We start from the raw sequence: 15,409 nt of genomic DNA on the forward strand, positions 1-15,409 counted from the left end.
AAGAAAACCGTTTTCATCCGTTTCAATTTCAGGGTATAATTCAGCATCCACATAAGAACAACGATATTCTATTCCTGAATATGGTAAAATTCCATTTAGAGAATCTGCTCCATTATAAGAAACAGGAGTACCAGCCCTTTCTCCAACTACAAGCCCAACCTTTTGTCTACGAAAAAGTGCCACAAAATTAATCGCTGCTGAATAAGTATATCTACTTTGAATAACAAATACCTTACCAGCAAATCCTTTTGTATTTTTAGAGTAAGCCTGCCCGTTCGTTCAAGTATTTTTGCTTCTTTATCTGGCCACATAGACATTTTTCCTTATATCACTTCTTTTCTGACAATAATTTTACCTCAGTTTCTGTACGAGAAGGAAATTCTTTACCAAAAGCTTCCACTTCTTCAGCTACAACTTTCTTTAATTCTTCCTGGGGAACAATCAGTTGGTAATCTGCCACGCCGATGGGTTTACCCATATCTTCTAATGCTAGTTCCACTTCTACACGGTCTTTCTCGGCACATAGAATGATACCGATAGAACGATTCTCATCTTCTCTTCGTTCCAAACGGTCAAGCAACGACAGGTAGTAGTTCATTTTACCTGCATATTCCGGCTTAAACTCACCAATCTTTAAGTCGACAGCAACAAGACAATGTAACCCACGATGAAAAAAAAGCATATCCACCTTACTCCGCTTTCCATTGTATTCAAGCATATACTGATTTCCTATATAGGTGAAACCCTTGCCTAGTTCCAGAAGAAATTGCTTTACCTTCTCTACTAGTCGAGCTTCAAGTTCTGTTTCCAATATAGGATCTTTAACACCAAGGAATCCAAGATTATAACCGTTTCTGAACACTTCATTGGCAAACATTGCTTGTGCAGCAGGCAGAGTCTGCTCAAAATTATTACCAGAAGGCTCGTCCTTCCTCATGTGCATTTTCAGAGAGATGGCACTGGATAGAAGTTCACGATTCCAACCTTTTGATGTGGTTTCCTGTGCATAGTATAAAATAGCATTGTCATCTTCACCGAACTTGCGCATCAAGGTCAGTATATGTCCCCATGGTATAACTGCGACAGCCTGTCGCAGAATTGCGTCATACTCTGATTCTTGGATTTGCGTAATATCTGTCATGGCCTCAATCTTTCCCTGTTATAAGTTCTCGCTTGTCAATATCAAGCAACGTTGCAATCCTGTCTAATGTGTATAGGTCAGGCTGGGACACATTAGTACACCACTTGCTTACAGTAGCAGGATTCTTCCCTAATTCTTCGGCAAGCCATTTAGCCGTTCGCTTCTTTTCAACAAGCACAACTTTAATGCGATTTAAATCTTCCATTTGCAAATCTATTTAATTTGAACGCAAAGATATATAAAACAATTGGCAATAAATGGATTTTTACTTAGGAAGTTCATTTATGCATTCGTTTTTCATAATTATTGAATCTCTATAGAAATGATTGTCCAAGTTAGGTGTGATTAACTAATTCATGTTACACCTTAAGAATGAGTTCGCTGATTCGCTTTACAGTTTCTGCTTGGTAGACTAAACCTGTTTACGAACAGTCCACTTGGAACTATTCAGCTCTACAGTGATTGTTGCAGAATGATTAAAAGAGACATTGAGTTATCGGAATTTTTGATTACCCTTGTCGTCAGCTAATCATTTCACTTCTATTTGAAGCAAGACGAGGAAAATAGTACGTTACAAATCCATTACCTATGCCTATTTAATGGTTTTGTAAATCTTTGAAAGATAGGGATGTATATTCAGGCAAAAGAATTGTTGCCAACTCATTACCTCTATTTCTCAAATAATTCGCTAAAAGTCTATTTCTCAAACGTTTGTATCAAACCGTCAAAAATCTAAAATAATAATCAATATCAGACCTCATCTCTTCCGGAGACAATTTCTGTGCAGAAGAAAGATGGACGCTAAATATAAATATCAAAACAATCAAATATTTCATATATGCAAAATTCATCGTTTATAGAAATCCCATTATCTGATTTTTAAGAACACTCCGAATTTCCGAATCGACAACATCATCAAATTTCCGGGCAAACAAACATTCAGACTTCAGGAGTAACGATAAATCATCTATTCTCAATAGTCTCGGATATTCCGGACCTTTTACCCAATCAATATACCTGAGATTACTATTTACCAAAGATGGCTGAAATATAGAATTTTGTAAAATGGTCTGAAATATCATTTCATCAGGACATAATGTATTTTTATAAAAATCATACAGCTCATTTCCAAAAGCACAATTATTTGCCAAGAAACTAACACATTCATACGTTAAAGACCACCATTGAGAACCACCATAGAATTTTATTCCTAAAGGACAATTCCGTTTCATATTCTTTTGTTTCTGATATTCAACAAGAAAATAAGCGCGTTCTATACCTGTTTCATCAATCAACCATTTATACGTTAGGCGATCTAATCCACCATTACCACTCCAATTCTTATACGGCAAAGGGAAAAATTCTATAAAATTCAAACCGTTATTTCGCACAAAATAGTTATCAATTTCAACATTTGATTTCAAAGGAAAATCTTGACCACTCAAAAGATGTACATAATCAACCTGAATCCCTGTTTCAATCAATGCCTGTATCAAGCACATAGTTGCTTTCACTTGGCTAAAACCAGCCCAATTCACAGATATCCTTCTTTCTAAGAAAAAGATTCGTTCCGGCATTTTATAATTCTCTCTTAAGAAAAGCGAAAGTTCCGACTTTTCGTCTATATGTACAAAAAAATAATTATCCTCATCTTGTAATACATTAATCAAATCACAAAGCTGAGATGGATTTTTATGCGCTTGTATCAGATATGCAAATTTCATATTTATCAGAACATTTATTTGTTTGCAGAAACTGTACCACTATTCTTAATCAAGGACTTCATCGGGAAAAATAATCTTTGCAATATATTGTAATCATCTGTGATAATTTCTGCTTCACCCGTCATTTCTGGGGAAAAGGGTAATTCTATTCCATAGCTTGTTCGCACCGCGTTCGGTAATTCAACCTCTACTTTATAATTTTCCTTTCCGGGTATATCAGATATGGAACGTATCACACCTCTCAATATGCCAAATTCCATATAAGGATAATTGTCCAATTTTATATTCACAACCTGTCCTTCTTCTACTTTTCCTGATTTAAGCAATGGCAACTCCAATTTTCCTATAAAAAAACCTTTTTTAAATGGTATCACATTTGTAAATATATCACCTTGCTCTATATATTGATTTTTACTCCAAAAAGCGGGGAATGACAGTTGTCCTTCATAAGGAGAACGGAACACATACCTTTTATCCCACTGTTCCGTCTGATCCTGTAATGCATCCAACTTCTGACGGATATTATTCAGATGTTCCTGTTTTTGTTTCTGATAATCCAATTCTAGTTCCAATAACTGTTGTTTTAATTGTGATAATTGGGTTCTTGTATTTGCCAAAGAAGCCATATTACCTTCCCATGTAATTTTCTTTTGTAGGAGAGCACTTTTCGTTTGCTCTAATTCTGCTGAGAAAACAACTTGTTTCTCAAATAATAACGAATCTCTTTTATAGGCTATTACAGACAATTCTATTTCTTCTTCTAACAATTTATTTTGTCTTTCAAAATGAGATACATTATCTGATGTATACAGGATTTGTTCTTCCAAAACCTTTCTATTCCGGGTATGGTAATCTAAGTCTTGAAATTTTTTATAATCTTTCAAAGCAGACTTCAAGTCCAGAAAATAAGGCATAATCTCTCCTAACTGTTGTTCTTTGACGAAAACGCTGTCTTTCAAACTTATTATTTCCGGTTCATTATTTTGATTCAACCAAGCTTTTAAACTCAACATATCATTCAAAGAAGATGGACTTTCAATCACCCCCAATACTTGATTAACACCAACCTCCGCTTTATCACTGACTTTTATATCAACTATCCGCCCCGATACTTTTGCGACTAAAGAAACAGAAGGGAACTCGGTTGAAATCGTAATTTTTGCATTGACAACATCCGGATAACTAAAAAAAGAACTTCCTATTAATAAAATCAGAAAAAAAAGAAACAAAACAAAGATACCCATTCTCATCAACCAGTTAGGCGTCCTTCCAAGAATGGCTTCTATTTCATCACTACGGATATTCAATTTTACGGGTTTCTTTTCCTTCTCCATGTCAATTCACCATTTCCAATTGATTCTTAACTAATTCATAATAATATCCCCGCTCTGCTACCAACTGTTCATGAGTTCCTTCCGACACAATTTTTCCATGATCCAAAACCACAATTTTATCAGCATTCCTTACCGTACTAAGACGATGTGCCACTACAATCACAGTTCGTCCCTGATAAAAATCGTGCAAATTATCATTGATGGCACGTTCATTGTTCGCATCCAAAGCATTGGTAGCCTCATCCAAAAAAATGTATTGCGGATTCTTGTATACAGCCCGTGCTATCAAGATACGTTGCTTTTGTCCCTGGCTCAAACCACTTCCCTCCTGGCCTATCTTTGTATTATATCCGGAAGGCAATTCCTCTATAAACTCATGAATATTGGCAATCTGGGCAGCAACATAAAGTCGTTCTATATCTATTTGTTCTTCTCCCACTGCTATATTTTCAGCAATCGTATCAGAAAAGATAAAACCATCTTGCATCACAACACCACAAATAGAACGCCAGTAATTAGTATCGATGTTTTTCAGATTCGTTACGCCTATATTAATACATCCGGACAGAGGTTCATAATATCCCAGCAGCATTTTCAGTATGGTAGTTTTCCCACTTCCACTTTCACCGACAATAGCCGTCACTTTATTATGAGGAAATACTAAATTCAAATGATCCAACACCGGCAAAGAAGAAGCACCCAAGTAACTGAATGTTAAATCCTTCAAAACCAAATCCCGATTTCCCGGCGACAATGCCTTTTGCCGGATTTCATTCATTTGGTCCTCATCCTCCCGAAAATGTACTTCACCCAATCTTTCCAAGCTGATTTTTGCATCCTGATAAGAATGTACAAAACCGATAAAATTCTCTACCGGTCCTTTTAGTTGTCCTAATATATAGGATAAGGACATCATCATACCTAATGTAATCTCACCTTTTATCACCAAATAAGCAGAGAATACCGACATTCCTATGTTCAATGCATTCGAAATAAAGAAAGCGCCGATACTCTGGATTTGACTGACAGTAAGACCTTTTATACTCACATCGAATAATTCAGCCTGTATATTTTCCCACTTCCAACGAACTTTTCGTTCGCATCCGTTCAATTTTATCTCTTCCGCCCCGGAAATCAACTGGATTATACTGGATTGATTACGTGCCGCTTTCTCAAACCGTTTAAAATCCAATTCACGACGTATTCCCAAAAAGAGCATGACCCATCCCACATAAATAGCATGTCCAATCACAAAACAAACCAACATCCAATAATTATAATATCCCAATACGATTGCAAACACAAAGAAATTTAAAAAGGAAAACAGTGTACCTAAAGAGGTTCCGGTAAAAAATTCCTGAATACGGGAATGATCGCCTATACGCTGCATAATGTCCCCTGTTTTTTTCGATTCGAAAAAATTGATTGGCAGTTTCAGCATCTTTGTTATGAAGTCTGAAATCAAGGCTACATTAATACGGGTCGTAACATGAAGCAAAATCCAACTTTGAACAAATCCGACCGATAACTGGCTAAGAGAAAGGATAAACTGTGCAACCAAAACAAGTATGATAAAATTCAAATTGTTGCCCAAAACACCAAAATCCACCATCGACTGGGTTATAAAAGGAAACAACAACTGAATAAGCATTCCCATCAACATCCCTAACATCACCTGAAAAAACAGCTTCTTATGCGGACGTATATAAGAAAAGAAATGAATCAAGCTATACTTTTTCGATTCATTCAAATCATCATCCGGATGATAGAAAGCTAATGTCGGAGACAACATCAAAACCATTCCTTTTTGTATTTCATCTTCAACCGTACTGAGCCATCCATCCAGAAATTCGGAAACACTGTAAGTCAACAATCCAAAAGCAGGATCTGCTACATATATTTTTCCCATCCAGTGCTCCCCCTTTTTCCTGACCTTTATCTTATAAACGACAGCAAAATGGTCCTGCCTCCAATGAATAATACAAGGTAAAATCACATCTTTCTGTAATCGGTCGAAACTCGTACGTATTCCCATTGTTCGAAAACCAACTTTCTCGGCAGCATCGCTAATACCCAACATTGTCACGCCATTTCTGTTTGCAAAACACAAATCGCGTAATCTATATAACTCCATTCTTCTTCCGTAATGGGCCGAAATCATTCGTAAACAACTCGGACCACAATCGGAAGAATCATGTTGACGAAAAAAGGGGAATTTTCTCATTACAATATATCGTGTTAATTTTCTTCTAAAAACTTCATCTTATTTTTATAATACTCTACAATTACTGTTTCCGGTGGAATTTCTGAATATTTTAAACTACAAATAGAAGACAGGTATTCCTTGGGGGTTTCCATGATTTTTTGTGAACATGGTCCCATACATAGAGGCAAATATTTACATTTAATACACATCTCATTCTCGAATGTAGCTTTTGCGTAACGTTTTGCAACCTTTTGTTCATGCCAACGTATAGTTCCATCATCGTTTAATACTCCGACCTCATATTCTTCTGTAAAAGTTCTTGCAGTACAAAAGTACAGTTTGCCATCATAATTTATTTCCAAATGGTTAAAACAATCTACATAACATTTGAAATATGCACCTATCTGAAGAATATTCGCAGGTTCATTCACTTTAAAACCAATATCCCTACAATAATTATACAAATCCAAACGCCTTTCATTTTTGAGAGATCCCTCTTTTACTGTTTGCCACACTCTTTGAAAATTCGGTAATATTTTTGCTCTATATTCAACTGGTATAATAGAAAAAATCTCTTTCATTTGAACATCTTTCAATGTTTTATCATCATAATTAATACGTAACGTTATATGAACATCCTCTATATACTTACACAAATCATTAACATTTTTCATTATCCTATCATAACTCGGTAATCCATTCTCATTCCGTATTTTATCATGCCTCTTCTTTGCCCCATCCAATGTAATTTGAAAATGCTTCATATCAATTTCTTTCATCTTGGTTATCATCTCTTTATCAATCCTATACGCGTTTGTCGTAACAGAGACATTAAATGGCACATTATGGGAAGCACAGATTTTCTTTGCAAAAAGAGAAAGCGGATAGACCACTTCATTAAAATATAACAATGGTTCTCCACCAAACCAAGATATATGAACAGAAGAAACATGTTCTTTTATAACTTTATGTTCTATATATTTTTGAATTTTATCAACGGTATCCTGATTCATAACACCTTTAGGATGTTCTTCGTAGCAGTACCAACAATTAAAATTACATTCTAAAGTTGGATTAATCACTAAATTTAGTGCTTTATTTCCTATCGTAGCAAGCTTATTTCTATACCTAACGATATCTAATTCATCAACATCTTCTTCTATCACAAATCCCCAATCTATAAACTTTTTAAACACTGAATTATAATTAATCTCAAAAGAAATTAAATCATAAAGTAATCGTTGTATATTTTCATGTTCATTTTCAGACAAAGAGAACACATGATTCGTAATACCATTAAAATAGACATAACGATTATTTTCCTTCACAAAATAATTATAAGAACTCAACTTATACATAATTAATTATTTTAAATTATTACTCATATCTATTATCTTCAAATAATCTTCTATGCCCAATTCACGATTATAAACATCATATGGTATATCTGGAATAATAAAACCATTTTCATCTGTTTCCATTTTAGGATAATTTATCTCTTCAACTAAAGAATATCGAATTTTTATTTTTGAATATGGCAAAATATCCTCCCGTGGATTTCCACTGAAACAAATAGGTTCACCGGCCTGCTCTCCAACTACAAGACCCATATTTTGCCTACGAAAATATTCAACCAAACTTATCGCTGCAGAAAAAGTCTCTCGTCCTTGAAGAACAAAGACTTTACCATCAAAACCCTTCGTATTACCAGGCATAGAGATTTTCAATGTTCCAGTTCCTGTTTTTAAGAAATTTTTTTTCGCTCTTTCTAGTTTCCAAATAAAATATCTAATTTTTAACCTCTTCATAAATGTTGTTCCTTGACTTGCAAGATATTTTCTATTTTCTTTTACATCTTGCTCCATAAGCTCTTTTACGCATTTTTTATTAATGCGCTTTACTATTTTAATAGTAACTTTTTTCGCATTAAGATGTTTGAAAATATATTTTTGATATTCATCACTACCTCCTCCATTTTTAGTCACATCAATAAACAAGTATTTTATGTGGTCGTTTTTCATTTTTCTAAATGCTTCTATTAATACGTGTTCAAAAAATTCTTCATCTTTTCCTAAATAACATGTATTATAATGAAGTACAGCAATTGAATATTCTTCAAAAAATTCAAAATTAAATTTAGATTCGTTATTATACACCTGTTTAACAAGCTTCAAGGTATCTTTCTTCATTTCCCCTGTTTTCAAATTTTTAAAAGAGGCTATATAGGGAGGTTTTATTCCATAAAATTTAGCAGCAAACAAAAGAAAATCATCATTAATGCTTTTTTCTTTTAACAACGAACTATATTCCCAACTATACATATTAGAAAGTTCTTGTACTATTTCTTTCGTGCTTACATCATTAATAAATACAATCAAATTATCATTCAACAATAAAGAATCTTCTCGTACTTGAAAATATGGAAATTTGGTCTGTACATTCCATTTAGTAATCTTATTTATATTAACATTAGTATGGCCATCTGTATAAGCATTAACTCTTAACATCAAACGATTAAAATCTCTACAACTCATTGTATCTTTTATATTTAATAGAATACTTTGTCGCAATGAATCAAACTGAATAGCCGTATATTTCTTATAAAGATTTGGATGATATTTGTTCAACATCTCAAAATAATAATTAACATCAATCTTCATTTCATTAGGAGATAAATCCTGAGCATAAGAGACACAAATACTCATTAGAAATAAAAAAGAGACAACATATTTCATTACATTAATATTTATTTGTATCACAAAAATGTATCTGTCATTAATGTTATAACGAATTTCATTCAAAACTTATTCATAAAGAAAAACATTTCTACTTATAATGACAGATACTCTAATATCAAACCCTATCAGGGCTTAGGGATTGAAGGTTGAGCAAGAGTTACTTCTGGTACAGCAAGTGTTGGCACGGGAACTGTAGGCAATTCTACCGAAGCTAAAATACAAATAGCTGCTTTTGGATTAGTACAAGGTTTATTATCCTGAGGACAATTACATTTTGAAAAATTAATACAAATACCATTCTTAGCACCTGGACAATAACCATTGTCATCCAAAAGATTGCCTCCCACAACTTTCCCCATCCTCATCGTATTCAGGGATTCTTCACTAAACAGCTCTACTGCTTCATCAAATACAATGTTCAGTTCAAGAGCCATTCTTTCTTTGTTTTTTAATTCTTGGTCGTTCATACAAACCTCCTTCTTTAAAAATTAGACATATATTTATGGATTTCTCCATTTGCTAACAGAAATTTATCTATTGAATGGTTGAATATTGTTTGATAATAAGAGGATTGTTCTTTAATAAACGACCTGTCTTCAACCATTTTACTTATAGCTTGCCTATATAATACCGGAATTTGTTTTTCCCAATATTTAAACAACATATACTTCTCCGGCTGTGGTAAGAATAATTCTGCTACATAGAACTTATTGTAAAGAATATCTATATCTGCCGTTTTATAAGGAAAGTTAGTTCGATATATATGTCCGGCTCCGACGGACTTTAATAATTTGCATTTTCCACCCTCCATCCATACTTTCATTGAAATGAGCTGTTCATCCAATCCATAAGAACGCAATCCTTTTAATCCTCCCAAATATTTCCAGTAAGATTTATTGCAAGCATAAGCTGCTCCTAATACGCAAACAATATCTACAACATTTTCCTCCGGATTCGGATCTTTTGTATTCCACTTAGCCCGCATATCACCATTCTCTGAAAGGTCTATATAGGCACCATATGTTGTAACCTTGTCTGTTTCAATCACATCGTATCCATCTGTGTCTTTTTTAAAGGAAATTGATTGACAACAAAGTAACGCCCGTCCATCTTTATACAATTCTTGAACTATTAACTCGACCCAATCATTCTGAAAAAAACGCATATGTCCATCCAGAAGTAAAAAGAACTCCGTAGGACAATTCTCTACTGCTTCATCTCTTGAAGCAGCAACCCCTTTTCTTTCCGAATGACAAATATAAGCTGCATCAAACTTATCCGCCACAGCCTTATAATCATATCCATCTTCCGACGCATCATTTATCAACATGATATTGATTTTATCACTTGCCGTATCCCGAAGATTTTTTACTGTATTATATACTTCTTCTCCTTCGTTCAAAAATGGTATAATCACTGTCAACTCTTTCATAGCATATCAAATTTTCATTAAATAGGACACCAATTGACAATAATCCTTTATAGTCAAAACATTACGAATATAAAGGTCATATAACAAATCACAAACTGGCACAACATTATTATACTTTACATTATCACGCTTCAACAAATATCGGATAATCTCTTGACGGATAACAAATGAATTTTCAATCATTTGCATATTATTCACCGTGCTAATCTGCTGTTCATGAATACGATAATAATTCAAAACTCGTGGTAGATTCGACAATTTACCGCCAGCTAACACGATATCAACCCAAAGTTTATAATCTTCTGCATAAATATATTCCTGTTTATAACGAATTTGATAAAAATCTAAAAAGTCTTTTCTCATCATCCCCACTGCAAAGCAATTATAATCTATAAAACCATTTTCTATTTCATCGGAATCCAATAATTGAGGCATATATTTTCCACTTCCATATCCAAACCGCTCAAACCCGGCACCACAAGCCGCTATATCTTCATTATTTTCTAAATAATTATACTGGACCAATAATCTATCCTTATGCATCTTATCATCGGCGTCCATTCTGATAACATATTTACCGACAGCCTGCTCCAAGCCGATATTCAAAGTTTGAATAAAATCATGATGATTGTCAATCACACGTATACGTTCATCCGAAAAACCTTGAGCGATTTGCAGACTTTTATCAGTGGAGCCGTCATTAATCAGAATCAATTCAAAATCTCGAAAAGACTGTTCCAAAACACTTTGTATCGATTCCGAAAGATAGGACTCAACATTATAAAAAGGTATATACACGGATATAGAAAGTTTCTTTTCCATAAGTAAAGACAATAGATTAGGTTATCATTCTTCACAAAATCAACAAATCAATCCTTATTTTTCATCGCCTGTAAATGTAACGCTTATATTGTATACAACAAAAAAAGAATCCTTGATTTTCATATATAAAACATTATTTAACACCATCATTCTCGAATCCCCTATTTTTGTAATCTGTATATTGCAAAAACCCAATCGTTACGACTCCATCACAATGTACACCCCTTGATATAAAACCTCACAAATCAAATTTTCCATTCATTTCTTTATCAAAGGCAATCGGCAAAAACAGCAAATAATCAAGGTGAAATGAACAATTTGCCTCTTTCTGTTGTATCTTTGCAGCCGTTCGATTTGCCTTTCGATAATTGTCGTAAGGCCTTACGACGGTTATCGAAAGGTCTTACCACAATTGTCAAAAGGCCTTACGACAATTATCGAAAGACGATTAGCCGGGCAACAAAATCCGAATACATCCCGGCTAAGGCGAATAAGCTTGCATCTATTTTAAAATTATTCAGGTAACAAACATTAGTATATATGGCTATAAAATTCAGCGTACACCAGACTCCGCAACCGAAAGACCGCAAAGAGGAAGCACTCTGCCACGCACGCGCAATTCCTAACGGAACAAAGAGAATGGATGACATTTGCGCACTCATCTGCGAACGGGGGTCTATTTCGTCGGCCGACGTAAAGGCGGTGTTGGACTCGCTGGTATGGGTAATCAGGCTGTCACTGGAATACGGGGACCATGTGGAACTGGAAGAGTTAGGGCATTTCTCGCCTTCGCTCCGCAGCCGGAAGTTGCCGAACGGGAAATTTACCGTGTCGGTGGACGGCGTGAACTTCCGCTGCTCGGAAAAACTGAAAAATCAGCTCAAATATGTAAAACTTGAAAAAGGAAAAGAGACGGCCGGTTATTTGCCGAAAGAACGGAAAAACCGGATGGTGGATTACCTGAAACGTAACGAGACGATTACGACTCCGATTTATGCCGCATTGAATGCTTGTTCCCATTACAGGGCCAAGGCCGACCTCGACCAATATATCAAAGAAAACGTGATTGTACGTGTCGGGAGCAGCACGCATGTGAGTTATTTATTGACTGAAAATGTAAACAGAGAATAATCAATGAAAAAAAGCATCTTCCTTTTCCTCCTGTTATTCACGCTCCCTGCGCTCCGGGCGGAAATCATCCGGATGAGCAATAATGCCCAAATCAGTTTACTGACGGCGGGCGCATCCGAGGAAGCGGTATTCACAGTCTACGGGCACACGGCTATCCGGGTGAGAGATACGGTATTGATTCGGGATTCGTTGCAGAAGATAGATGTTGTCTTCAATTACGGAGTTTTCGATTTCTCGAAACCGAACTTTATTTACCGTTTTGCCAAAGGAGATACGGATTATATGTTGGGAGTACGGGATTTCCGGGATTTCATACTCGAATATGCAATGCGGGGCAGCGAGGTGACCGAACAGGTGCTGAACCTCGACTCGATTGAAAAGAACAAGGTCTGGGAGGCGCTCGTCATCAATAGTCTCCCCCAAAACCGGGTGTACCGGTATAATTTCTTCTTCGATAATTGCGCGACGCGACCGGCTGCGGTTTTCGAGAAAAGCACAAACGGACAAATCCATTATCAACCGCCTTATCAGGAACAGACCTTCCGTGAGCTGATAAATTATGCCATGCGCAACAAACCCTGGCTTATCTTCGGATGCGACCTGGCACTGGGCAGCCCGACAGACCGGACGGCTACCACACGCGAAATGATGTTTCTGCCGACTTACCTGAAAGAGGCGTTCGGGACGGCTACCATTATCGGACCGGATGGAAGTTCGCGGAAGTTGGTTGCTTCCACTCACCTGTTGACGGAAGAAATCGAAGAGGATGACACGGCGACATGGGGCGACTTTTTTAGCCCGTTACTCTGTTGTTGGGCATTTTTCTTTCTTGTGCTGGCCATTACTTTCAGTGAATGGCGCCGGAAAACATACTTCCGGATTGTGGACTGTTTATTGTTTTTCATCGCCGGAATCGGAGGCGTAGTCTTGTTTTTCCTCTGTTTCGTCTCCACTCATCCGAGTATCTGGCCGAACTGGTCGGTGGTGTGGTTGCAACCTTTCGATTTGGTCGCTGTTATTTTGTTTGCAGTAAAAAAGTTCAGAAAGGCTGCATATTGCTATCATTTTATTAACTTTGCGGCGCTTACGCTCATGCTGATAGGCTGGCATTTCATTCCACAGCACTTAAATCCGGCATTTATCCCGCTGGTAATGAGCCTTTGGCTGCGTTCGGGATATGGCGTATATAGAAAAATATGGAACATCGGGTAAGAAAAATATTATCATCACTCATCGCAATTCTGGTTGTCACCAACTTAGAGGCACAGCAACACACCCCTAAATTAGTGGTTTGCATCACTGTGGACCAGTTGAGGGGCGATTATATCGAATACTTTTACAACACGTTCGGCGAACGTGGTTTCAAACGGTTGATGAATGAAGGATTGGTGTACAGCAACATCCGGTTCGAATTTTCCGACATCGACCAGGCAAGCGCTTTCGCCACCCTGTTTACCGGGAGCAATCCCAACTATAACGGTATTTCAGGAAAGAAAACGTATGATTTCGAGAAAGATCAGGAAGTTTCCATCCTGAACGACCCGGAATATCTGGGTAATTACACGAAGGAACATTATTCCCCGCGAAAGCTGTTCAGCTCGACTATCGGGGACGAACTGAAAATCGCCTCCAACGGCAGAAGTGACGTGTATTCCATCGCTCCCGACCCTGAAAGTGCCATTCTTTCGGCAGGCCATGCGGCAAATGGGGCTTTCTGGATGGACGATTACAATGGGAAGTGGGCTACCACGACTTTCTACAAAGGCATCCCTTGGTATGTGGACCGCTATAACAATGGTCCCGAATCGCTTTCGACACGTCTGGAGCAGATGGTGTGGACTCCTTCGCTTCCACTCGACAAATTCAACGCGTTTCCTTATGTGCTGGATGACGTGTCCTATAAATATACGTTTAAGGAAAACACAAAAGAGTGTTTCTTCAATCTGAAAACATCCCCTTTTATCAATAAGGAAATCAACCGGTTGGCACTCCAGTTCCTTGAATACGGGGCTTTCGGCACACGAAGTTGTCCGGATATGCTTTCCATCACATACTACGCCGGCAACTACCGGGGGAACATGAGTAAGGAATATACGCGTGAAATACAGGATACGTACTATCAGTTGGACAAAGACCTTGAACAGTTGTTAGATAAAATAGACAAAAAGGTGGGTCTTGCCAATACATTGATTGTACTCACCGGTTCGGGGTATTACAAGAGCGAAGAACAATATCCCGACGGATTGTTCCTGACAAACGGTGAATTTTATCCGAAACGTTGTCTCGCCTTGCTGAATATGTATCTGATGGCCATCTACGGACAGCAGACGAATTGGGTTACAGGTTTCTACAACAACCAGATATTCCTGAACCGGAAAGCGATAGAAGAGGCTAAGCTGGAACTGGCAGCCGTACAGGACAAAGCGGCTGAATTCCTTCGCGAATTCAGTGGCGTGCAGCATGTTGTAACGGAGAATGTTCTGCGTTCCGGGACTTGGAACGAACAGACTTCCGACTATTTGCAAGGAACACATCTTTCTACACGGGGTGATTTGATTATCGAATTGCAACCGGGTTGGCTGATTAACAACGAGAACTCGAAAGAAAAAGTCAAATTAATACGAAACAACGCAGTTATTACCCCACTGGTATTTATGGGCAACGGCATCAAACCGGAACGTATTTACCGTGAAGTGAAAGCCACAGAGGTAGCCCCCACGGTAACCCATGTGCTGAGAATCAGGCCGCCGAATGCGTCTACCAGCCTGCCGTTAAGGGAACTGACCGTCAACAAATGACAATTGACAGTCAGTCATGCGTAGGTTATATATAAAGCCACGCATCCATACTCTTTCTATCTAATAAAATTAAAACAAATATA

At 37.0% G+C, this 15,409-nt stretch carries 13 protein-coding genes and 1 pseudogene; 3 read left to right on the forward strand and 11 right to left on the reverse strand.

Features of this window, described 5'->3' with window-relative positions; translation table 11 throughout:
* From DW103_RS18055 to DW103_RS11160, 11 genes and pseudogenes are all read right to left on the reverse strand, one after another.
* Nucleotides 1-240: pseudogene (locus DW103_RS18055) on the reverse strand (hypothetical protein); the annotation flags it as partial.
* Between the two features lie 88 nt (nucleotides 241-328).
* The gene (locus tag DW103_RS11115; protein ID WP_233545674.1) at nucleotides 329-1,141 is read right to left on the reverse strand and encodes a PDDEXK nuclease domain-containing protein; all 813 of its coding nucleotides are present in this window, start codon (nucleotides 1,139-1,141) and stop codon (nucleotides 329-331) included.
* 4 nt (nucleotides 1,142-1,145) lie between these two features.
* Nucleotides 1,146-1,346, reverse strand: coding sequence for a helix-turn-helix transcriptional regulator (locus tag DW103_RS11120; protein ID WP_122276112.1), 201 nt, complete (start codon nucleotides 1,344-1,346; stop codon nucleotides 1,146-1,148).
* A 649-nt stretch (nucleotides 1,347-1,995) separates the two neighbouring features.
* A complete protein-coding gene (locus DW103_RS11125) occupies nucleotides 1,996-2,865 on the reverse strand; it encodes a beta-1,6-N-acetylglucosaminyltransferase (protein ID WP_122276114.1) in 870 nt (289 codons plus the stop codon).
* 14 nt (nucleotides 2,866-2,879) lie between these two features.
* A complete protein-coding gene (locus DW103_RS11130; RefSeq protein WP_122276116.1) occupies nucleotides 2,880-4,199 on the reverse strand; it encodes an HlyD family efflux transporter periplasmic adaptor subunit in 1,320 nt (439 codons plus the stop codon).
* Between the two features lies 1 nt (nucleotide 4,200).
* Nucleotides 4,201-6,423, reverse strand: a complete 2,223-nt coding sequence (locus tag DW103_RS11135; protein WP_122276118.1) for a peptidase domain-containing ABC transporter — start codon at nucleotides 6,421-6,423, stop codon at nucleotides 4,201-4,203.
* Nucleotides 6,424-6,437: 14 nt separating this feature from the next.
* A complete protein-coding gene (locus DW103_RS11140) occupies nucleotides 6,438-7,763 on the reverse strand; it encodes a radical SAM/SPASM domain-containing protein (protein ID WP_122276119.1) in 1,326 nt (441 codons plus the stop codon).
* Between the two features lie 6 nt (nucleotides 7,764-7,769).
* Nucleotides 7,770-9,140, reverse strand: a complete 1,371-nt coding sequence (locus DW103_RS11145) for a S41 family peptidase (RefSeq protein ID WP_122276120.1) — start codon at nucleotides 9,138-9,140, stop codon at nucleotides 7,770-7,772.
* A 128-nt stretch (nucleotides 9,141-9,268) separates the two neighbouring features.
* Nucleotides 9,269-9,610: a hypothetical protein gene (locus DW103_RS11150; protein WP_122276121.1), complete on the reverse strand. Its 342-nt coding sequence runs from the start codon at nucleotides 9,608-9,610 to the stop codon at nucleotides 9,269-9,271.
* Between the two features lie 14 nt (nucleotides 9,611-9,624).
* Nucleotides 9,625-10,575 (reverse strand): glycosyltransferase family 2 protein, encoded by a 951-nt coding sequence (locus DW103_RS11155; protein WP_122276122.1) that lies wholly within the window; start codon nucleotides 10,573-10,575, stop codon nucleotides 9,625-9,627.
* 6 nt (nucleotides 10,576-10,581) lie between these two features.
* Nucleotides 10,582-11,397 (reverse strand): glycosyltransferase family 2 protein, encoded by an 816-nt coding sequence (locus DW103_RS11160; protein ID WP_122276124.1) that lies wholly within the window; start codon nucleotides 11,395-11,397, stop codon nucleotides 10,582-10,584.
* Nucleotides 11,398-11,937: 540 nt separating this feature from the next.
* On the opposite strand from DW103_RS11160, the gene DW103_RS11165 reads away from it, so the two are divergent.
* The 3 genes from DW103_RS11165 to DW103_RS11175 are packed head-to-tail and all read left to right on the forward strand — an operon-like array spanning nucleotide 11,938 to nucleotide 15,326.
* Nucleotides 11,938-12,528 (forward strand): HU family DNA-binding protein, encoded by a 591-nt coding sequence (locus DW103_RS11165; RefSeq protein ID WP_122276126.1) that lies wholly within the window; start codon nucleotides 11,938-11,940, stop codon nucleotides 12,526-12,528.
* 3 nt (nucleotides 12,529-12,531) lie between these two features.
* A complete protein-coding gene (locus DW103_RS11170; protein WP_122276128.1) occupies nucleotides 12,532-13,740 on the forward strand; it encodes a DUF4105 domain-containing protein in 1,209 nt (402 codons plus the stop codon).
* Nucleotides 13,725-15,326, forward strand: a complete 1,602-nt coding sequence (locus tag DW103_RS11175; RefSeq protein ID WP_122276130.1) for an alkaline phosphatase family protein — start codon at nucleotides 13,725-13,727, stop codon at nucleotides 15,324-15,326. The genes DW103_RS11170 and DW103_RS11175 overlap by 16 nt, the downstream gene beginning before the upstream one ends.
* Nucleotides 15,327-15,409: the final 83 nt, after the last annotated feature.

It is taken from the genome of Parabacteroides sp. AM08-6 (assembly GCF_003473295.1).
Taxonomy (GTDB): Bacteria; Bacteroidota; Bacteroidia; order Bacteroidales; family Tannerellaceae; genus Parabacteroides.

What these genes read in the sequence shown, in the direction of transcription:
- DW103_RS11130 (WP_122276116.1), bottom strand. Translation starts at nt 4,199, where the DNA reads ATGGAGAAGGAAAAGAAACCCGTAAAATTGAATATCCGTAGTGATGAA.
- DW103_RS11170 (WP_122276128.1), top strand. Translation starts at nt 12,532, where the DNA reads ATGAAAAAAAGCATCTTCCTTTTCCTCCTGTTATTCACGCTCCCTGCG.
- DW103_RS11160 (WP_122276124.1), bottom strand. Translation starts at nt 11,397, where the DNA reads ATGGAAAAGAAACTTTCTATATCCGTGTATATACCTTTTTATAATGTT.
- DW103_RS11175 (WP_122276130.1), top strand. Translation starts at nt 13,725, where the DNA reads ATGGAACATCGGGTAAGAAAAATATTATCATCACTCATCGCAATTCTG.
- DW103_RS11165 (WP_122276126.1), top strand. Translation starts at nt 11,938, where the DNA reads ATGGCTATAAAATTCAGCGTACACCAGACTCCGCAACCGAAAGACCGC.
- DW103_RS11150 (WP_122276121.1), bottom strand. Translation starts at nt 9,610, where the DNA reads ATGAACGACCAAGAATTAAAAAACAAAGAAAGAATGGCTCTTGAACTG.
- DW103_RS11115 (WP_233545674.1), bottom strand. Translation starts at nt 1,141, where the DNA reads ATGACAGATATTACGCAAATCCAAGAATCAGAGTATGACGCAATTCTG.
- DW103_RS11140 (WP_122276119.1), bottom strand. Translation starts at nt 7,763, where the DNA reads ATGTATAAGTTGAGTTCTTATAATTATTTTGTGAAGGAAAATAATCGT.
- DW103_RS11155 (WP_122276122.1), bottom strand. Translation starts at nt 10,575, where the DNA reads ATGAAAGAGTTGACAGTGATTATACCATTTTTGAACGAAGGAGAAGAA.
- DW103_RS11145 (WP_122276120.1), bottom strand. Translation starts at nt 9,140, where the DNA reads ATGAAATATGTTGTCTCTTTTTTATTTCTAATGAGTATTTGTGTCTCT.
- DW103_RS11125 (WP_122276114.1), bottom strand. Translation starts at nt 2,865, where the DNA reads ATGAAATTTGCATATCTGATACAAGCGCATAAAAATCCATCTCAGCTT.
- DW103_RS11135 (WP_122276118.1), bottom strand. Translation starts at nt 6,423, where the DNA reads ATGAGAAAATTCCCCTTTTTTCGTCAACATGATTCTTCCGATTGTGGT.
- DW103_RS11120 (WP_122276112.1), bottom strand. Translation starts at nt 1,346, where the DNA reads ATGGAAGATTTAAATCGCATTAAAGTTGTGCTTGTTGAAAAGAAGCGA.